The following is an 18,683-nucleotide window of genomic DNA, read 5'->3' as shown; positions in this document are numbered from 1 at the left end:
CGGCTCCAGCTCGGCGCCGCTGACGCCCCCTCGCGACCTGGAGCCCGTCGTACGCCTTGGCATGACGGGCGATGCTACCACTCGGGCGCCACCGCTTTGCCGGACGCGGTGTGCGAGGGCCACCGGCAGCAGGCGAGGTCCGCGACCATCGGCACCGGCCGAAACGCCTCAGAACAGGCTCAGCGGATCGACCTGGAGACGAACGGGATCGGCGGCCTTGCGAGCGGCCCGGACGCCGGCGGCCGAGTGCAACGCCTCGGCGAGCGCGGCGGCCCGAGCCCGGGGCACCCGGACCAACATCCGCTCCCGGCCCTCCTCGGCAGGCACCGGCCCGAGCACCTCGGCGTCGTCCGGCAGCCGGGCCGCGGCCAGCAGGTCCGCCACCGCCTCGGCCGCTCCGGTGACGCTCGCCATCCGCACGGCCGGCGGGAAGCCCAGCTCGCGGCGCTCGGCCAGCTCCCGACCGGCGAACCAGCCGGCGTCCCAGCGCAGCAGCGCCTGCACGGGGGCGAGCGCGCCGTCGGCGACCACCACCACCCGACCGGCCGGCGCCGGACGGGCCAGCGCCGCCGCCGCCAGCCAGCGGCGCAACGCCTCCTCGCCGGCGCGCAGGTCGGCCCGGGTGAGCAGAGCCCACGAGTCGAGCAGCAGCACCGCGCCGTAGCCGCCCTCGGCGACCGGCTCGGCGCCCGGGGTGGCCACCACCAGGGCCGCGCCGCCGGGCACGTCGGTCAGCACCTCCTCGCGCCCCGAGGTGCGCACCGGCACATCGGGGAACGCCCGGCCCAGCTCCTCGGCGGTCCGCCGGGCGCCGGTCACCGCGGCCCGCAGTCGCCGCCCACCGCACTCCGGGCAGGCGTACGCGGCCGCCACCCGGGCGCACCACCGGCAGGCCGGGGTGCCGCCGGCCGAGGGCAGCGCGAGCGGGCCGGCGCAGTGCGCGCAGCGGGCCGGGGTGCGGCACTCGGCGCAGGAGATCGACGGGAGGTAGCCGCGGCGGGGCACCTGCACCAGCACCGGCAGGTCCTGGCGGAGCGCGTCGCGGGCAGCCGTCCAGGCCAGGCTGGGCAGCCGGGCGGTGGCGGCCCCGGGGTCCCGGGCCAGTTGCGGGTCGTCCCCGGTCGGCGCGATGGCCGGGATCCGCGCCCGCACGGTGGCCCGGTCGGCGACCACCTCCGGGGCCCAGCCGGTCTCCACCAGCAGCTGCGCCTCGGCCGTCCGGGCGTACCCGCCGACCAGCGCACCGGCCTCGGCGAGGTGGGCGCGGGTGAGCAGCACGTCGCGGGCGTGCGGGTAGGGCGCCCGGGGCTCGGAGTGCAGGTCGTCACCGTCGTCCCAGACGGCGACGAGGCCGAGCCGGGCCACCGGGGCGAACATCGCCGCCCGGGTGCCGATCACCACCGGCACCTGGCCACGGCGAGCGGCGAGGAAGGCCCGGTACCGCCGGGCCGGGCCGAGCGCGGCGGAGAGGCTGACGTGCCGTCCCGGGCCGAGCACGCCGGTGAGCGCGGCGTCGAGGCGGTCGAGGTCACGCGCGTCGGGCACCACGACCACCGCGCCGCGCCCACCGGCGACGGTGGCCGCCACCGCGTCGGCGTAACGGGCCGCCCAGTCCTCACCGGGCAGCGCCGACCAGACCGCGCGGGGCGCCCGGCCGTCGGTGAGCGCCCGCAGCAGGGCCGGGCCGGTCGGGTAGTCGCGCCACCCGCGTGGGTCGACCGCCTCGGTGGGGGCCGCCGGGCTGGGCTGCTCGTCGTGGGGCTCCTTCTCCACCCGGGCGTGCCGGGGTGGCACGGCGAGCCGGAGCACGTCGGCGAGGCTGCCCGCGTACCGGTCGGCGACCGCCCGGGCCAGCCGGGCGATCTCGGGGGCCAGCACCGGCTCCGGGGAGACCACCTTCTCCAGGTACGCGAGGCGGCCGGTGTGCCCGGAGTCGTCGGCGCGTGACAGCAACCACCCGTCGACGAGTTGCCCGGCGAAGCGCACCTTCACCCGGGTACCGGGCACTGCCACCTCGTCCAACTCCGCCGGCACCAGGTAGTCGAAAGGCCGGTCCAGGTGCGCCAGTCCGACGTCCACGCAGACGCGCGCGACCGGCGACCCATCCGCGGGTCGCCGGTCGCTGCGCGTGGTGGCGGTCAGGCTCCCGCGGCCGACTTGAGGTCGGCGGCCCGGTCGGTGCTCTCCCAGGTCAGGTCCGGCAGTTCCCGGCCGAAGTGGCCGTACGCGGCGGTCTGCTGGTAGATCGGGCGGAGCAGGTTGAGGTCCCGGATGATCGCGGCCGGACGCAGGTCGAACACCTCGGTGACGGCCTTCTCGATCGAGGAGACGGGCACGGTCTCGGTGCCGAACGTCTCGATGAACAGGCTCACCGGGTGCGCCTTGCCGATGGCGTAGGCGACCTGCGCCTCGCACCGCTCGGCCAGGCCGGCGGCGACCACGTTCTTGGCCACCCAGCGCATCGCGTACGCGGCCGAGCGGTCCACCTTGGACGGGTCCTTGCCGGAGAACGCGCCGCCACCGTGGCGGGCGTACCCGCCGTAGGTGTCGACGATGATCTTCCGGCCGGTCAGCCCGGCGTCGCCCATCGGGCCGCCGATCTCGAATCGGCCGGTCGGGTTGACCAGCAGCCGGTAACCGTCGGTGTCCAGGCCGAGGCTCTCCAGCTCCGGGGCGATCACGTGGTCGCGCACGTCCGGGGTGAGCAGCGAGTCCAGCGAGATGTCGGCGGCGTGCTGGCTGGACACGACAACGGTGTTCAGCCGGACCGGGCGCAGCCCCTCGTACTCGATGGTGACCTGGGTCTTGCCGTCCGGCCGCAGGTACGGGATCGTGCCGTCCTTGCGCACCGCCGAGAGGCGGCGGGCCAGCCGGTGCGCGAGCGCGATCGGCAGCGGCATCAGCTCGGGCGTCTCCGAGCAGGCGAAGCCGAACATCATGCCCTGGTCGCCGGCGCCCTGCGCGTCCAGCGCGCTCTCCGACGCCCCGGTGCGCAGCTCGAAGGCATTGTCCACACCCTGCGCGATGTCCTCGGACTGCGCGCCGATGGAGACGCTGACCCCGCAGGAGGCACCGTCGAAGCCCTTCTTCGACGAGTCGTAGCCGATGTCGAGGATGGTCCGGCGGACGATCGTCGGGATGTCGGCGTACGCCTTGGTGGTCACCTCACCGGCGATGTGCACCTGACCGGTGGTGATCATGGTCTCCACGGCCACGCGGCTGTGGGGATCCTCGGTCAGCAGCGCGTCGAGGATGCCATCGCTGATCTGGTCAGCGATCTTGTCCGGGTGGCCTTCCGTGACCGATTCGGACGTGAAGAGACGGCGTGTCACGGCACTCCTAAGCGTATGAGGTCGTTCCGCGGCAGTCTAATCACCACTGCGGCCGGTGTCGGGATCGGTCGAGCCGTGTTCCACCCGTCAGGAGCGGCCGGGCAGCCGCGCCACGACGAGATCCCAGACGGCGTCGGCCACAGCTTCCTTGGCCTGCTCGGGCAGCCGGCTGACCGAACCGTCCGCGCCGATGACCGTCACCGTGTTGGTGTCGGCACCGAAGACCAGGTCCGGACCGACCTCGTTGACCACGATCAGGTCGGCCCGCTTCCGGGCGAGTTTCGCCCGGCCGTTGGCCTCGGCATCGCCGGTCTCGGCGGCGAACACCACCAGCACCTGCCCTGGTCGTTTGCGCTGGCCGAGCTCCGCCGCGATGTCCGGGTTCGTGACGAGCTCGATGGTGGGTGCGACACCGTCGTCCGACTTCTTGATTTTGCCAGTCGCGTACGTCGCGGGCCGGAAATCGGCCGGAGCCGCCGCCATCACCACCGCGTCGGCCTCGGCGGCGGCCTTGACGGTCGCCTCCCGCAACTCGGCGGTGGTGCCCACCCGGATCAGGTCGACCCCGGCCGGGTCGGCGAGGCCGACGTTGGCCGAGATCACTGTGACCCGGGCACCCCGGGCGACCGCCGCGCGGGCGAACGCGTACCCCTGCTTGCCCGACGAGCGGTTGCCCAGGAAACGCACCGGGTCGAGGGGCTCGCGGGTGCCACCGGCCGTGACGACCACCCGGCGACCGGCCAGGTCGGCGGGGGCGGAGTCGCCTCGGGCCAGGAGCCGGCCGGCGACGGCGAAGATCTCCGCCGGGTCGGGCAGCCGACCCTTGCCGGTGTCGGCGCCGGTGAGCCGGCCGACGGCGGGCTCGATGACCCGGACCCCCCGGGAGCGCAACGTGGCCACGTTGGCCACTGTGGCGGGGTGCTCCCACATCTCGGTGTGCATGGCCGGGGCCAGCAGGACCGGGCAGCGGGCGGTCAGCAGGGTGTTGGTCAGCAGGTCGTCGGCGAGGCCGTGGGCGGCCTTGGCGAGCAGGTCGGTGGTGGTCGGGGCGACCACCACCAGGTCGGCCTGCTTACCGAGCCGGACGTGCGGCACCTCGTGGACGTCGGTCCAGACGTCGTCGGCGACCGGTTGACCGGAGAGCGCGGCCCAGGTCGGCGCTCCAACGAAGCGGAGCGCCGACGCGGTTGGCACGACCCGGACCCGGTGACCGGATTCGGTGAAGAGTCGCAGCAGCTCGCACGCCTTGTAGGCGGCGATGCCGCCACCGACCCCGAGGACGATCGAGGCGGACATCGGCCAGCGGGGGCTTACGGCTGGTCGGTCGGCTCGGCGGTGAGCAGGCCCGAGTTGATCTCGCGCATGGCGATGGAGAGGGGCTTCTCCTGGGGGGTGGTCTCGACGAGCGGGCCGACGTACTCCAGCAGGCCCTCACCGAGCTGGCTGTAGTAGGCGTTGACCTGGCGCGCGCGCTTGGCGGCGAAGATGACCAGCGCGTACTTCGACGTCGTCTTCTCGAGGAGCTCGTCGATCGGCGGGTTGGTGATGCCTTCGGGGTTGGCGATGGATCCCACGAATTAACCTCTGCGTCTTTCGAGCCGCGCGGACGCGGTGCTGAGTCTCAACGGCGGCCGACCGTCAGCCACGCACGCGTAACCAGGCCGGATCCGGATAAGAAGAACCGAGTAAGCCTACCAGCTCCTCGACCACCCGTTCGGTGTGGTCGTGGGTCAGCGTGTGCTCGACGGTGGCGGCCACCGTGGCGTCGGGCGCGTACCCGGGTGGGCTCAGCAACACCAGCCGGGCATCGGGCAGGCGCGCCCGGACCAGTCGGGCGCCGCGCAGGTCGAGCGGAAGCAGCACCGGCTGCCCGGCGTCGAGCCGGGCGCGCAGCGGGGGGTACGGGGTGCCCCGGCGGTGCGAACCGATCCGGGACCACTCCAGCAGCTCGCCGTCGACGATCCGTCTATCGAACTCGGCGGGGGCGAGGAAGACGCGGTCCACCCCGTCGATCTCCGACTCCCGGCGCGGCCTGGTGGTTGCCGCGACCGGGATCCACACGGACGGAGAACGCGCCCGGACGAGCTCGACGACACTCTCCCTGCCGGAACCCGAAGGTCCAGCCAGGACAGTGAGCCGAGCCGCCGGGCGCGCCTCGTCATCCGTGCTCACTGCTTGTTTCTACACGCTGCCAGGTTCAGTTGGCGGCGAACTCTCCAAGCAGTGCCTTGCGCTGCTGCTCGCCGAGGCCACGCAGGCGACGGCTGTCGGCGATCTTGAGCTTCTCCATGATCTGGGTAGCCCGGATCTTGCCGATGCCCGGCATGGCCTGCAGGACGGCCGACACCTTGAGCTTGCCAACGACGTCGTCGCTCTCGGCCCGCTCGAGGACAGCACCGAGGGTGGTCTTGCCCTGCTTGAGCTGCTCCTTCAGCTGAGCACGGGCCTTGCGGATCTCCGCGGCCTTCTCGAGCGCGGCAGCGCGTTGTTCGGGGGTCAGTGACGGGAGCGGCACCAGTTCTCCTCAGGTCCCTATCGCGGCGGGCGGGGCGCACCGCCGCATCTGTGAAACGTGGTGTCGCTGTGAACCAAGGGGTCCATGGTTCCCAGCGCGGGGAAAACTAGCGGCCAACGGAGCTTTCGGCAACGTGGGGGCCGCATGATCACCGTAGAGTGACCGACCCGTCAGTCAGTCACCGGGCAGGCAGGACGGCCCGACAGTCGACCAACACGCGGTCCGCGGCGGCCCGCAGCGCGGCCACATCAGGGCCTGCCGAGAGCACTTCCCGGGAGTACGACGGGAGCACCGAGGCGAGGCTCGAACCGAAGACGGTACGCAGATCGGCTGCACCGGCACCCTGCGCGCCGAGCCCCGGAGCGAGCAGTGGGCCGCCCACACCGGAGAGGTCGTGACCGGTGTCACCGATGGTCGCGCCGACCACCAGACCGAAGCTCCCGAGCGGGGACGCACCCCTGTTGAGCTGGGAAATCTCGTCGATCACGGTTTGCGCCACGGTGCGGCCGTCGGCCGTGACGGCCCGCTGCACGGCCGCGCCCTCGGGGTTGGAGGTGAGCGCCAACACGAACACGCCGCCGCCGTGCTCGGCGGCCAGCTCGAACATCGGCGCCAGCGAACCGACCCCGAGGTAGGGGCTCGCGGTGACCGCGTCGACATACACGGGGCTGGATGGATCAAGGTACGCGGCGGCGTACGCGCTCACCGTCGAACCGATGTCGCCGCGCTTGACGTCGAGCAGAACGAGCGAGCCGGCATCTCGTAACTGTCGGATAGTTGACTCAAGAATCGCCACACCTCGGGACCCGAACCGCTCGAAAAAGGCCGACTGAGGCTTGACTACCGCAACCCGGTCACCGAGGGCTTCCACCACGGTCCGGCTGAACCGGTCGAGCCCCTGAACGTCGTCCGGGAGGCCCCACTGGGCCAGCAGACCGGGATGCGGGTCGATGCCCACACAGAGTGGGCCCCGCTCGGTGATCGCCCGGTGCAGCCGGGTGCCGAAGCTCTCCATCGGAGTGTTCCCCTCTTCTCGTCCGGGCGGCCGACCCGCCCGGGTAACCCGTCGACCCGGTGGCCGGGCCGACTCAGCCAGCCGCCACCGCCGCCGCCACCCCGGTCGCGATCCGGGCCAGGTCGGCGTCGTCGGTGACGTACGGCGGCATCGTGTAGATCAGGTCGCGGAACGGACGCAGCCACACCCCCTGGGCGACGGCGGCCGCGGTCGCCGCGCCGAGGTCGACCTCGTGATCGAGCTGCACCACGCCGATCGCGCCGAGGACCCGCACGTCGGCCACGCCCGGCGTGCCGCGCAGGGGCTCCAGACCGGCGCGCAGGCCGGCGCCGACCCTGGCGACCTGGCCGGCCCAGTCTCCGGCCCGCAGCAGCCCGATGGAGGCGTTCGCCACCGCGCAGGCCAGCGGGTTGCCCATGAACGTGGGCCCGTGCGCCAGCACGCCGGCCGCCGAGATGCCCCGGGCGACCTCCGCGGTGCACAGGGTCGCCGCGAGGGTCAGGTACCCACCGGTCAGCGCCTTGCCCACGCAGAGCACGTCCGGCGTCACACCGGCGTGCTCGGCGGCGAACATCTCGCCGGTACGGCCGAACCCGGTGGCGATCTCGTCGAAGATCAGCAGAATTCCGTGCGCACGGGTCACCTCGCGCAGCACCCGCAGGTAACCCGGGTGGTGGAAGCGCATCCCGCCGGCGCCCTGGACGACGGGCTCGACGATCACGGCGGCCAACTCGTCGGCGTACCGCTCGACCGTCTCCACCAGCGCCGCCACGTACGCGTCGTCGGGCGGGTCGGTGAAGCCGCCCGGCGGCACCGGAGCGAACACCTGCCGGGGCAGCACGTCGCCCCACAGGTGGTGCATCCCGCCCTCCGGGTCGCAGACGCTCATCGGATGGAAGGTGTCGCCGTGGTAGCCACCCCGCCAGGTCGCCAGCCGGCGCCGCTGCGGCCGCCCGACGGCCCGCTGGTACTGCAGGCACATCTTCACCGCCACCTCGACGCTGACCGAGCCGGAGTCGGCCAGGAACACGTGCTCCAGGCCGTCCGGGGTCAGCTCGACCAGGGTCCGGGCCAGCTGCACCGCCGGCTCGTGGGTGAGCCCGCCGAACATCACGTGGCTCATCCGGCCGAGCTGGTCGGTCACCGCCGCGTCCAGCACCGGGTGCCGGTACCCGTGGATCGCCGCCCACCAGGACGACATCCCGTCCACCAGCTTCCGCCCGTCGGCCAGGGTGAGCCGTACCCCCTCGGCGCCGCGCACCACGTAGGGCGGGTTGGCCGGCGGCAGCGCGGCGTACGGGTGCCAGACGTGCGCCCGGTCAGCGGCCAGGATCTCCTCGGGTGTCACGCGTACTCCTCTGCGCCTCAAACGGTCCGGACGGCGGACGTCCTGCGGCCGGATCGAACCTCTCCGCCGCCGCCTCCCCCGCCTTTGCTCTGCACCCGCGGACGCGACACCCGGTGGCCGGGCGTCGCGCTCCGGGTGGTGCATTTACGGGTGCAGAGCAAAGGGGCAACAACGGGCGTGGGGTCGTCGGCGCGGAGCGGGCTCGGCACCCTGTTAGGCCGGGCCAGCACCGGACCGGGGGCGGTCACCGGCCGGCGACCGCGTCCGGTGCCGCCGTTGCGGCCGCCGCGCGGGCGGCGGCGCGGACCAGGGCCGGTCCTCGGTAGATGAAGCCGGTGTAGAGCTGCACCAGGGCGGCGCCGGCATCGAACATCCGCGCCGCGTCGTCCGGGTCCAGCACCCCGCCGACGCCGATGATCGGCAGCCGGCCGCCGGTCTCGGAGTGGACGAAGGCGACCACGTCGCGGGCCCGCCCGGTGAGCGGCCGGCCGGAGAGGCCACCGGCCTGCGCGCCACGCTCGACGTCGACGCCGGCGAGGCCCTCCCGCGACAGCGTGGTGTTGGTGGCGATCACCCCGGCGGCACCCCGGGCCAGGCAGACCTCCAGCAGCTCGGCGATCGCCGCCTCGGTCAGGTCTGGTGCGATCTTGACCAGCACCGGCTTCTCCCCCACCAACGCGCCGAGCAGCGCGTCCAGGTGGCCACGGTCCTGCAACGACCGCAGACCCGGGGTGTTCGGTGAGGACACGTTCACCGCGAAATAGTCGCCGTGCCCGCGCAGTGCCCGGTACGAGGCGAGGTAGTCCTCGACCGCCTCGTCCAGCGGGGTCACCTTGGACTTGCCCAGCGAGATGCCCAGCGGCACCCCGAGCGGGCGCGGCAGCGCCGCCAGCCGGGCGGCCAGCGCGGCGGCCCCGGCGTTGTTGAAGCCCATCCGGTTGACCACCGCCTCGCTGGCCGGCAGCCGGAACAGCCGCGGCCGGGGGTTGCCCGGCTGGGCGTGCGCGGTGACCGTGCCGACCTCCACGAAACCGAAGCCGAGCGCCGGCCAGGCCGGCAGCGCCGCGCCGTCCTTGTCCATGCCGGCGGCCAACCCGACCGGGTTGGGGAACCGCACCCCGAACACGGTGCGCGGCGCGTCGACCGCGTAGCGGGCCCGCAGCGCGGCGAGCGCGGCCGGCCGCCGCGACAGGGCCGCCAACCGCCGCAGCGTCCACTCGTGCGCCGCCTCGGCGTCCCCGCCCCCGAGCCGGAACAACCACGGCCGTACCGCCTGCTCGAACACTGTCACTGGGCCGCCCGCAGGGTTGCGTGCAGGTCCTGCAGGGGGCGGACCTGCATGTCGCCGCGGATCCGCGCCTCGATGCCCATCACCGCCGCGGCGGCGCCGGGGACCGTGGTGATGCACGGGATGTCCGCGGTGACGGCCGCGCTGCGGATCTCGTAGCCGTCGGAGCGGGCGCTGGCACCCGAACCCTGCGGCGTGTTGATCACCAGCGCCACGTGGCCGCCACCGATCAGCGACACCGCGTCGTCGCCCGCACCGGCCTGGTAATGCTTGCGGATCTGCTCACACGCGATGCCGTGCCGGCGCAGCACCTCGGCCGTGCCGGCGGTGGCGACGATCTCGAAGCCCAGATCGGCCAGCCGCTTGATCGGGAAGATCATGCCGCGCTTGTCCCGGTTGGCCACCGAGACGAAGATCTTCCCGGCGGTCGGCAGCGACCCGTACGCGGCCGACTGGCTCTTGGCGAAGGCATGCCCGAAGTTGGTGTCGATGCCCATCACCTCGCCGGTCGACTTCATCTCCGGCCCGAGCAGCGAGTCGATCCCCTTGCCCGCGCGGGTCCGGAAACGCTTGAACGGCAGCACCGCCTCCTTGACCGCGACCGGCGCGTCGGCGGGCATCGTGCCCCCGTCCCCCGTCGCCGGCAGCAGGCCCTCGGCGCGCAGCTCGGCGATGCTCGCCCCGAGCGCGATCCGGGCCGCCGCCTTGGCCAGCGGCACCGCCGTGGCCTTGGAGACGAACGGGACGGTCCGCGACGCGCGCGGGTTGGCCTCCAGCACGTAGAGCACGTCGTCCTTGAGGGCGTACTGCACGTTGAGCAGGCCACGGACCCCGACGCCACGCGCGATGGCCTCGGTGTAGCGGCGGACCTCGACCAGGTGCGAGCCCGCGAGGGTGATCGGCGGGAGCGCGCAGGACGAGTCGCCGGAGTGGATACCCGCCTCCTCGATGTGCTCCATCACGCCGCCGATGTAGACCTCGCCGTCGGCGTCGCACAGCGCGTCCACGTCGATCTCGATGGCGTCGTCGAGGAACCGGTCCACCAGCACCGGGTGGTCCGGGGAGATGTCGGTGGCCCGGCCGATGTAGTCGCGCAGCGTCGGGTCGTCGTAGACGATCTCCATGCCCCGCCCGCCCAGCACGTACGACGGCCGGACCAGCACCGGGTAGCCGATCTCGTCGGCGATCGTCTTGGCCTCGTCGTACGAGGTGGCCATGCCGTGCGCCGGCGCGCGCAGTCCGGCGCGGGCCAGCACCGCGCCAAAAGCGCCGCGCTCCTCGGCCAGGTGGATCGACTCCGGGGAGGTGCCGACGATCGGCACACCGGCGTTCTTGAGCCGCTGCGCCAGCCCCAGCGGGGTCTGCCCGCCGAGTTGCACGACCACCCCGACCACACCCGGCCCGCCGGCCGCGCGACCGGACGAGTCCTCGGCGTGCCAGACCTCCAGGACGTCCTCGAAGGTCAACGGCTCGAAGTAGAGCCGGTCGGCGGTGTCGTAGTCGGTGGAGACCGTCTCCGGGTTGCAGTTGACCATGACGGTCTCGTAACCGGCCGACCGCAACGCCTGGACGGCGTGCACGCACGAGTAGTCGAACTCGATGCCCTGCCCGATCCGGTTCGGGCCGGAGCCCAGGATCAGCACCTTCGGCCGGTCCGACGGCACGACCTCGGTCTCCAGGTCGTACGTGGAGTAGTGGTACGGCGTGGTCGCCTCGAACTCGGCCGCGCAGGTGTCCACCGTCTTGTAGACCGGGCGCACGTCGAGGCGGTGGCGCAGGGTCCGTACGCCGTCCTCGGCGGCCAGCTCCGGGCGCAGCGCGGCGAGCTGCCGGTCGGACAGACCGGCCCGCTTGGCGCGGCGCAGCAGGTCGGCGTCGAGCACCGGCGCGTCGACGATCTCGGCGCGCAGCTCGATCAGCGCGGAGATCTGGTCCAGGAACCACGGATCGATCCCGCCGGACGCCTCGGCCACCTCGGCGATCGACGCGCCGAGGCGTAGCGCCCGCTCCACCGTGTACAGCCGGCCGTCGTGCGGGATCCGCAGCGCGGCGAGGGTTTCCGCCAGGGTGACGCCCGCCGGGTCCGGCACGCTCCAGAAACCGGCCGACTTGGTTTCCATCGAGCGCATCGCCTTGTTCAGCGCCTCGGTGAAGTTGCGCCCGAGGCTCATGGCCTCGCCCACCGACTTCATCGTGGTGGTCAGCTCCGGGTCCGCGCCGGGGAACTTCTCGAACGCGAACCGGGGGATCTTCACCACCACGTAGTCGAGGGTCGGCTCGAACGCCGCCGGGGTCTTCAGGGTGATGTCGTTGGGGATCTCGTCGAGGGTGTAGCCGATGGCCAGCTTCGCGGCGATCTTCGCGATCGGGAAGCCGGTCGCCTTGGAGGCCAGCGCCGAGGACCGCGACACCCGGGGGTTCATCTCGATCACGACGATCCGGCCGTCGACCGGGTTGACCGCGAACTGGATGTTGCAGCCGCCGGTGTCCACCCCGACCTCGCGCAGCACGGCGATGCCCAGGTCACGCAGGCGCTGGTACTCCCGGTCGGTGAGCGTCATGGCCGGGGCCACTGTGACGCTGTCGCCGGTGTGCACACCCATCGGGTCGATGTTCTCGATCGAGCAGACCACCACCACGTTGTCGTGCCGGTCGCGCATCAGCTCGAGCTCGTACTCCTTCCAGCCGAGCACGCTCTCCTCGATGAGCACCTCGTGCACCGGGCTGGCGGACAGGCCGTCGCCGGCGATACGGGCCAGGTCCTCCGGGGTGTGCGCCATGCCGGAGCCCAGGCCCCCCATGGTGAACGACGGCCGGATCACCACCGGCAGGCCCAGCTCGGCGACTGTCGCCTCGACCTCGTCCATCGAGTGGCAGACCCGCGAGCGGGGCACCAGCGCGGTCGGGTCGTCGACGCCCAGCCGTACGCCGGCCTTCGCCACGATCTCCTTGAACAGCTGCCGGTCCTCGCCCCGGTTGATGGCGTCGATGTTCGCGCCGATCAGCTCGACGCCGTACTTCTCCAGGACGCCGGCCTCGTGCAGGGCGACGGCCGTGTTCAGCGCGGTCTGCCCGCCGAGGGTCGCGAGGATCGCGTCCGGGCGCTCCTTGGCGATGACCAGCTCCACGAACTCCGGGGTGATCGGCTCGACGTAGGTCGCGTCGGCGAACTCCGGGTCCGTCATGATCGTCGCCGGGTTGGAGTTGACCAGGCTGACCCGGATCCCCTCGCTGCGCAGCACCCGGCACGCCTGGGTGCCGGAGTAGTCGAACTCGCAGGCCTGCCCGATGACGATCGGCCCGGAGCCGATCACGAGGATGTGCTTGAGATCGGTCCGCTTAGGCATTGCTGCGCCCCTTGCTGTGGGTCCGGCCCTCGATGAGATCGGCGAATCGGTCGAAGAGGTAGTCCGCGTCGTGCGGGCCGGCCGCCGCCTCCGGGTGGTACTGGACGGTGAACGCGGGCAGGTCCACTGCCCGCAGCCCCTCGACCACGTTGTCATTGAGGCAGACGTGCGACACCCGTACGCCACCGAAGTCGGTGTCGATCACCTGGTCGGGGACGACCGCGCCGTTGCCCGAGCCGGGAACCTGCACGGCGAAGCCGTGGTTGTGGCTGGTCACCTCGACCTTGCCGGTGACCCGGTCGAGCACCGGCTGGTTGATCCCCCGGTGTCCGTAGCCCAGCTTGTAGGTGCCGAAGCCGAGCGCCCGACCCAGGATCTGGCTGCCGAAGCAGATGCCGAACAACGGCACCTCCCGCCGCAGCGCCTCCTGGGCCAGCGCCACCGGGGCGTCGGCGGTCGCCGGGTCACCCGGGCCGGGCGACAGGAAGATCGCGTCGGCGCCGGTGGCGAGCATCTGGTCGATGCTCGACGACGCCGGCAGCACGTGGGTGGTCACCCCACGGGTGGCCAGCCGACGCGGCACGTTGCGCTTGATGCCCAGGTCCAGGGCGGCCACGGTGAACCGGTGCTCGCCCAGGGCCTCGACGACGTACGGCTCGGCGGTGCTCACCTCGGCGGACAGGTCCGCGCCGACCATCTGCGGCGCCTGCCGGACCCGGGCCAGCAGGCTCTGCGGGTCGTTGTCGATGCTGGAGATGCCCACCCGCATGGCGCCCCGCTCGCGCAGGTGCCGGGTCAGCGCACGGGTGTCCACCCCGCTGATGCCCACCACACCCTCGGTGGCGAGGCGGTCCTCGAGACCACCGGTGGCCCGCCAGTTCGAGCCGATCCGGGCAGGGTCGCGCACGACGTAGCCGGCCACCCAGATCCGGCCGGACTCGTCGTCCTCGCCGTTGACGCCGGTGTTGCCGATGTGCGGCGCGGTCTGCACCACCACCTGACGGTGGTAGGACGGGTCGGTCAGGGTCTCCTGGTAACCGGTCATGCCGGTGTTGAAGACCGCCTCGCCGAAGGTCTCCCCGACGCTGCCGTACGCCTCACCGGGGAACGTACGGCCGTCCTCCAGCACCAGGATTGCGGGTCTGCGCTTGACCATTACTTGACAGCCTTTCCGTCCAGGACCGTCGGCTCGCCGCGCAGGAAGGTCGCCACGATGCGACCTGGCAGCGTCATGCGGGCGTACGGGGTGTTGCGACTGCGACTGGCCAGCTCAGCCGGCTCGATGGTGCGGTGGGCGGCCGGGTCGATCAGGGTCAGGTTCGCCGGCACACCCGGCGCGGGGTCGACGCCGTGCCCGGTGAGGCCGGCGATCCGTGCGGGGGTGCGCGACATCCGCTCGGCGATCAGGTCCCACTCGGGGCCGAGCACGTCCAGCGCGATGGAGAGGGCCGTCTCCAGACCGAGCATCCCGGGTCGGGCGTACGCCCACTCGCACTCCTTGTCCTCCACCGCGTGCGGGGCGTGGTCGGTGGCGATCACGTCGATCACCCCGTCGGCGAGGGCGGCACGCAGCGCGGCGATGTCCGCGGCGGTGCGCAGCGGCGGGTTCACCTTGTAGACCGGGTCGTAGGTTTCCGCCCGTTCGTCGGTGAGCAGCAGGTGGTGCGGGGTCACCTCGGCGGTCACGCGTACACCGCGCGCCTTTGCCTGGCGCAGCACCTCGACGCTGCCGGCGGTGGAGACGTGGCAGACGTGCAGTCGGCTGCCCACGTGCTCGGCGAGCAGCACATCCCGGGCGATGATCGCCTCCTCGGCGACCGCCGGCCAGCCGATCAGGCCGAGCCGGGTGGAGACCTCGCCCTCGTGCATCTGGGCGCCCTCGGTGAGCCGGGGCTCCTCGGCGTGCTGGGCGATGATCCCGTCGAACGCCTTGACGTACTCCAGGGCTCGGCGCATCAACTTCGGGTCGGCAACGCAGTGCCCGTCGTCAGAGAAGATCCGCACCCGGGCCGCCGAGTCGGCCATCGCGCCCAGCTCGGCCAGCCGCTCGCCGGCCAGCCCGACGGTGACCGCGCCAATCGGCTGCACGTCGACCAGGGCTGCCTCGCGGCCGAGCCGCCAGACCTGCTCGACCACGCCGGCGGTGTCCGCCACCGGGGAGGTGTTGGCCATCGCGCAGACCGCCGTGTAGCCGCCCAGCGCCGCCGCCCGGGAACCGGACTCGACGGTCTCGGCGTCCTCCCGACCGGGCTCGCGCAGGTGGGTGTGCAGATCGACGAGGCCGGGCAGGGCGACCAGGCCGGTGCCGTCGACGACCGTGGCGTCCGGCGCGGTCAGGCCGGGACCGACCTCGGCGATGACGCCGTCGCGGATCAGCAGGTCGGTCGGCGCGGCGCCGACGACACTCACGCTGGTGATCAGGTACGCGGTCACCGGTTGTTCCCTCCGAGCAGCAGGTAAAGGACAGCCATCCGCACGGAGACCCCGTTGGTGACCTGTTCGACGATGGTGGAGCGGGGTGAGTCGGCGACCTCGGGGGTGATCTCCATCCCCCGGTTCATCGGGCCGGGGTGCATGACGATCGCGTGCTCGGGCAGCCGGCGCATCCGCGGCCCGTCCAGCCCGTAGCGGCGGGCGTACTCGCGCGCGGAGGGGAAGTAGGAGTCGTTCATCCGCTCCCGCTGCACGCGCAGCATCATCACCACGTCCACGTTCGGCAGGACGGAGTCGAGGTCGTAGGAGACGTCGGTGCCGGGCGCGAGGGCGCCCGCGATGTCGACCGGGATGAGGGTCGGCGGGCCGACCAGGGTGACCTTGGCGCCGAGGGTGGAGAGCAGCAGCACGTTGGAGCGGGCCACCCGGGAGTGCAGCACGTCCCCGACCACCGCGACCGACAGGCCGGCGAGCCGGCCCAGCCGGGCCCGCATCGTGTACGCGTCCAGCAGCGCCTGGGTGGGGTGCTCGTGGGTGCCGTCGCCGGCGTTGACGACCGACCCGTCCACCCAGTTGGCCAGGCGGTGCGGCGCGCCGGAGGCGGGGTGTCGGATGACCACGGCGTCCGCGCCCATGGCCTGCAGGGTCAACGCCGTGTCCTTCAGGCTCTCACCCTTGGTGACGCTGGACCCCTTCGCGGAAAAGTTGATCACGTCGGCGCTGAGCCGCTTCGCCGCCGCCTCGAAGGAGATCCGGGTGCGCGTGGAGTCCTCGTAGAAGAGGTTCACCACGGTCCGTCCGCGCAGCGCGGGAAGCTTCTTGATCTCCCGGCCAGCGACGGTGGCCATCTCGGCGGCGGTGTCCAGGATCTCGGTGGCGGTGTCGGCGTCCAGGTCCCCGCCGGAGAGCAGATGCTTGATCATGAGGCAGGTCCCCCGTAGAGCTTGACCTCGTCCGTCCCGTCGATCTCGGCGAGCGTCACCTTGACGCTCTCGGCGAGCGAGGTCGGGATGTTCTTGCCGACGTAGTCGGCGCGGATCGGCAACTCCCGGTGGCCCCGGTCGACCAGGACGGCGAGCTGCACCGAGGCCGGGCGGCCCACGTCGTTGAGCGCGTCGAGCGCGGCCCGGACGGTGCGGCCGGAGAAGAGCACGTCGTCGACCAGGATGACCCGCTTGCCGTCGATCCCGCCGGGAGGCAGCTCGGTCGGACCCACCGCGCGGGTGGCATGCCGACGGAGGTCGTCGCGGTACAGGGTGATGTCGAGCACACCGACCGGAACGGCGACGTCCTCGAAGGTGCTGATCCGGTCGGCGAGCCGCCGGGCCAGGGGGGTGCCCCGGGTGGGAATCCCCAGCAGCACCGTGTTGGCGGCGCCCTGGGTCTTCTCCAGGATCTGGTGGGCGATGCGGTCGACCACGCGTTGCACGTCGGCGCTGGCGAGGATCACCTTCACCGAGGGTTGTTGCGGTGGTGACGAGCGGGCAGCCGGTGGGTATGCCACGGCGGACCTCCTTCCCCGCCTCACGGGACGGGTCGTTAAAGGATGTCGGGCACCTCCGGCCGGACCGCTCAGCAGACCTGGGCCGGGGCTTCCGCCACGTTACCAGTGGTCACCGGGGTGATGGACGGCGGCCGCTGACCACCGGGTCAGGCACCGGAAAAGGAGAAAACTCCCCGGACGCTCCGCAACGGTAGGGGCACGACCACTTGACCACGTGTCGCATTCCCCGTACCGTCACGCTCCGTAGCGATCGACGGGAGAACCCCGAGCAGCACTGGGAGTGTCCGAATGCCCTCTGAATACGCCAAGTCTCTGGGCGCCCGCCTGCGCTCCATCCGCCAGCAGCAGGGTCTCTCCCTGCAGGGTGTGGAGGAGAAGTCGAACGGGCGGTGGAAGGCCGTGGTGGTCGGCTCGTACGAGCGTGGCGACCGGGCCGTGACGGTGTCCCGTCTGGCCGAGTTGGCCGAGTTCTACCGCGTACCCGTCTCGGAGCTGCTGCCTGACGGCAGTGGCGTCCGTCACGAGCCCACCAGCAAGATAGTCCTGGACCTGGAGCGGCTCTACGACGAGGCCTCCGAGGACCTGGCCTACGTCGCCCGCTACGCCCGCGCCATCCAGCAGCAGCGCGGCGACTACAACGGCCGGGTGCTCTCCATCCGCGCCGACGACCTGCGGGCGCTCGCGATCGTCTACGACGCCTCACCGTCGGGTCTGATCGAGCGGCTCACCGAGCACGGCGTGCTGGTGGCCGACCCCCGGGCGTTCTTCGCCTCCTGATCTGCCGCTCCACCTGATCTGCCGCTTCACCGAAAGGGCCCGTGCCGACTGGCACGGGCCCTTTCGGATTTGCGGTGTTCGGTGCGGACGCTCAGCGGGTGGCGTACTCGGCGATCCGGCCGAGCACCCCGTTGAGGAAGCGCGGCGAATCGTCGGTCGACATCTGCCGAGCCAGCTCCACGGCCTCGCTGATCGCCACCGCGTCGTCGATCTCGTCGACGTAGAGCAACTCGTAGACGGCGATCCGGGCCAGATTACGGTCGACGACCGGCATCCGCTCCAGCGTCCAACCCTCGGCGTAGCTGGCGATCAGCTCGTCGATCCGGTTGAGGTACTCGGCAACACCTTCGACCAGGCCCACCGCGTAGCCGAGATGCTCCGGTCGGGGCTGCTCGATCCGCTGCACGTAGCCGGCGAGCACCTCCACCGGAGGCTTGTCCCGCAGGTCGGCCTCGTAAAGGACATCCAGCGCCCGCTTGCGCGCCTTGCGGCGCGCCGGCATCTGCTGCTTGGAACCCTCAGCCATCAGGCGCGGCCGAGGTAACGGCCGTCGCGGGTGTCGACCTTGATCTTCTCGCCGGTGGTGATGAACAGCGGAACCGGCACGGTGGCGCCGGTCTCCACGGTCGCCGGCTTGGTGCCGCCGGTCGAACGGTCGCCCTGCAGGCCCGGCTCGGTGTAGGTGACCTCCAGCACGACGCTGGTGGGCAGCTCGATGTAGAGCGGCACACCCTCGTGCTGTGCGACTGTCGCCTCCGCCTCGGGCAGCAGGTAGTTGGCTGCCTCACCGACGGTGCCACCGGGCACGGTGATCTGGTCGAAGGTCTCCAGATCCATGAAGACGAAGTCCTCACCGTCGGCGTACAGGTACTGCATCGTGCGCTTGTCAACGGTCGCGGTTTCGACCTTGGTGCCCGCGTTGAAGGTCTTGTCGACCACCTTCCCGGACAGCACGTTCTTCAGCGTGGTGCGCACGAAGGCACCACCCTTACCGGGCTTGACGTGCTGGAACTCGACGACGGCCCAGAGCTCGCCGTCCAGGTTGAGTACCAGGCCGTTTTTGAGGTCGTTGGTGGAGGCCATTTCCTGCCTTGATCATCAATTGGCGGACAGACCTGGCAAGT

General features: G+C 72.0%; 17 protein-coding genes. 1 reads left to right on the top strand and 16 read right to left on the bottom strand.

Annotated elements, in window-relative coordinates; all coding sequences use genetic code 11:
• Positions 1-168: 168 nt before the first annotated feature.
• The 14 genes from GA0070561_RS17790 to pyrR form a co-directional block, all read right to left on the bottom strand.
• Positions 169-2,142, bottom strand: coding sequence for a primosomal protein N' (locus tag GA0070561_RS17790; protein WP_091402244.1), 1,974 nt, complete (start codon positions 2,140-2,142; stop codon positions 169-171).
• Positions 2,139-3,332, bottom strand: coding sequence for a methionine adenosyltransferase (metK, locus tag GA0070561_RS17785; protein ID WP_091401916.1), 1,194 nt, complete (start codon positions 3,330-3,332; stop codon positions 2,139-2,141). The genes GA0070561_RS17790 and metK overlap by 4 nt, the downstream gene beginning before the upstream one ends.
• An 87-nt stretch (positions 3,333-3,419) precedes the next feature.
• A complete protein-coding gene (coaBC, locus tag GA0070561_RS17780; RefSeq protein ID WP_091401914.1) occupies positions 3,420-4,628 on the bottom strand; it encodes a bifunctional phosphopantothenoylcysteine decarboxylase/phosphopantothenate--cysteine ligase CoaBC in 1,209 nt (402 codons plus the stop codon).
• Positions 4,629-4,642: 14 nt separating this feature from the next.
• Positions 4,643-4,906, bottom strand: coding sequence for a DNA-directed RNA polymerase subunit omega (rpoZ, locus tag GA0070561_RS17775; protein WP_030335666.1), 264 nt, complete (start codon positions 4,904-4,906; stop codon positions 4,643-4,645).
• Between the two features lie 64 nt (positions 4,907-4,970).
• Complete coding sequence (locus GA0070561_RS17770) at positions 4,971-5,504, bottom strand: nucleoside/nucleotide kinase family protein (RefSeq protein WP_091401912.1); 534 nt, start codon at positions 5,502-5,504, stop codon at positions 4,971-4,973.
• Between the two features lie 25 nt (positions 5,505-5,529).
• On the bottom strand, positions 5,530-5,847 hold the full coding sequence (mihF, locus tag GA0070561_RS17765; RefSeq protein WP_030335662.1) for an integration host factor, actinobacterial type: 318 nt from the start codon (positions 5,845-5,847) through the stop codon (positions 5,530-5,532).
• A 178-nt stretch (positions 5,848-6,025) separates the two neighbouring features.
• Positions 6,026-6,862, bottom strand: coding sequence for an orotidine-5'-phosphate decarboxylase (gene pyrF, locus GA0070561_RS17760; RefSeq protein WP_091401910.1), 837 nt, complete (start codon positions 6,860-6,862; stop codon positions 6,026-6,028).
• 73 nt (positions 6,863-6,935) lie between these two features.
• The gene (locus tag GA0070561_RS17755; RefSeq protein ID WP_091401908.1) at positions 6,936-8,210 is read right to left on the bottom strand and encodes an adenosylmethionine--8-amino-7-oxononanoate transaminase; all 1,275 of its coding nucleotides are present in this window, start codon (positions 8,208-8,210) and stop codon (positions 6,936-6,938) included.
• Between the two features lie 244 nt (positions 8,211-8,454).
• Complete coding sequence (locus tag GA0070561_RS17750; protein WP_091401906.1) at positions 8,455-9,501, bottom strand: quinone-dependent dihydroorotate dehydrogenase; 1,047 nt, start codon at positions 9,499-9,501, stop codon at positions 8,455-8,457.
• Positions 9,498-12,845, bottom strand: a complete 3,348-nt coding sequence (gene carB / locus GA0070561_RS17745; protein ID WP_091401904.1) for a carbamoyl-phosphate synthase large subunit — start codon at positions 12,843-12,845, stop codon at positions 9,498-9,500. Before carB ends, GA0070561_RS17750 begins: the two co-directional genes overlap by 4 nt.
• Positions 12,838-14,001 carry a glutamine-hydrolyzing carbamoyl-phosphate synthase small subunit gene (carA, locus tag GA0070561_RS17740; protein ID WP_091401903.1) on the bottom strand — a complete coding sequence of 388 codons (1,164 nt, stop codon included), beginning with the start codon at positions 13,999-14,001 and terminating at the stop codon, positions 12,838-12,840. Before carA ends, carB begins: the two co-directional genes overlap by 8 nt.
• Positions 14,001-15,278: a dihydroorotase gene (locus GA0070561_RS17735; protein WP_091401901.1), complete on the bottom strand. Its 1,278-nt coding sequence runs from the start codon at positions 15,276-15,278 to the stop codon at positions 14,001-14,003. Before GA0070561_RS17735 ends, carA begins: the two co-directional genes overlap by 1 nt.
• Entirely contained in the window at positions 15,275-16,201 is a 927-nt protein-coding gene (locus tag GA0070561_RS17730; protein ID WP_091401900.1) for an aspartate carbamoyltransferase catalytic subunit, read from the bottom strand. The genes GA0070561_RS17735 and GA0070561_RS17730 overlap by 4 nt, the downstream gene beginning before the upstream one ends.
• Complete coding sequence (pyrR, locus tag GA0070561_RS17725) at positions 16,198-16,782, bottom strand: bifunctional pyr operon transcriptional regulator/uracil phosphoribosyltransferase PyrR (protein WP_091401898.1); 585 nt, start codon at positions 16,780-16,782, stop codon at positions 16,198-16,200. The genes GA0070561_RS17730 and pyrR overlap by 4 nt, the downstream gene beginning before the upstream one ends.
• 288 nt (positions 16,783-17,070) lie before the next feature.
• Between pyrR and bldD the strand changes: the two genes are divergently transcribed.
• A complete protein-coding gene (gene bldD, locus GA0070561_RS17720; protein ID WP_007458348.1) occupies positions 17,071-17,559 on the top strand; it encodes a transcriptional regulator BldD in 489 nt (162 codons plus the stop codon).
• A gap of 91 nt (positions 17,560-17,650) precedes the next feature.
• On the opposite strand, the gene nusB is transcribed toward bldD, so the two are convergent.
• Positions 17,651-18,061 carry a transcription antitermination factor NusB gene (nusB, locus tag GA0070561_RS17715; protein WP_181539277.1) on the bottom strand — a complete coding sequence of 137 codons (411 nt, stop codon included), beginning with the start codon at positions 18,059-18,061 and terminating at the stop codon, positions 17,651-17,653.
• 23 nt (positions 18,062-18,084) lie between these two features.
• Positions 18,085-18,642 (bottom strand): elongation factor P, encoded by a 558-nt coding sequence (gene efp, locus GA0070561_RS17710; protein WP_007458344.1) that lies wholly within the window; start codon positions 18,640-18,642, stop codon positions 18,085-18,087.
• Positions 18,643-18,683: the final 41 nt, after the last annotated feature.

This window comes from Micromonospora saelicesensis (assembly GCF_900091575.1).
GTDB lineage: Bacteria > Actinomycetota > Actinomycetes > Mycobacteriales > Micromonosporaceae > Micromonospora > Micromonospora saelicesensis.
This window is presented reverse-complemented; position numbering and strand designations above follow the sequence as displayed.

What these genes read in the sequence shown, in the direction of transcription:
- coaBC (WP_091401914.1), bottom strand. Translation starts at nt 4,628, where the DNA reads ATGTCCGCCTCGATCGTCCTCGGGGTCGGTGGCGGCATCGCCGCCTAC.
- pyrF (WP_091401910.1), bottom strand. Translation starts at nt 6,862, where the DNA reads ATGGAGAGCTTCGGCACCCGGCTGCACCGGGCGATCACCGAGCGGGGC.
- carB (WP_091401904.1), bottom strand. Translation starts at nt 12,845, where the DNA reads ATGCCTAAGCGGACCGATCTCAAGCACATCCTCGTGATCGGCTCCGGG.
- carA (WP_091401903.1), bottom strand. Translation starts at nt 14,001, where the DNA reads ATGGTCAAGCGCAGACCCGCAATCCTGGTGCTGGAGGACGGCCGTACG.
- GA0070561_RS17730 (WP_091401900.1), bottom strand. Translation starts at nt 16,201, where the DNA reads ATGATCAAGCATCTGCTCTCCGGCGGGGACCTGGACGCCGACACCGCC.
- bldD (WP_007458348.1), top strand. Translation starts at nt 17,071, where the DNA reads ATGCCCTCTGAATACGCCAAGTCTCTGGGCGCCCGCCTGCGCTCCATC.
- nusB (WP_181539277.1), bottom strand. Translation starts at nt 18,061, where the DNA reads ATGCCGGCGCGCCGCAAGGCGCGCAAGCGGGCGCTGGATGTCCTTTAC.
- efp (WP_007458344.1), bottom strand. Translation starts at nt 18,642, where the DNA reads ATGGCCTCCACCAACGACCTCAAAAACGGCCTGGTACTCAACCTGGAC.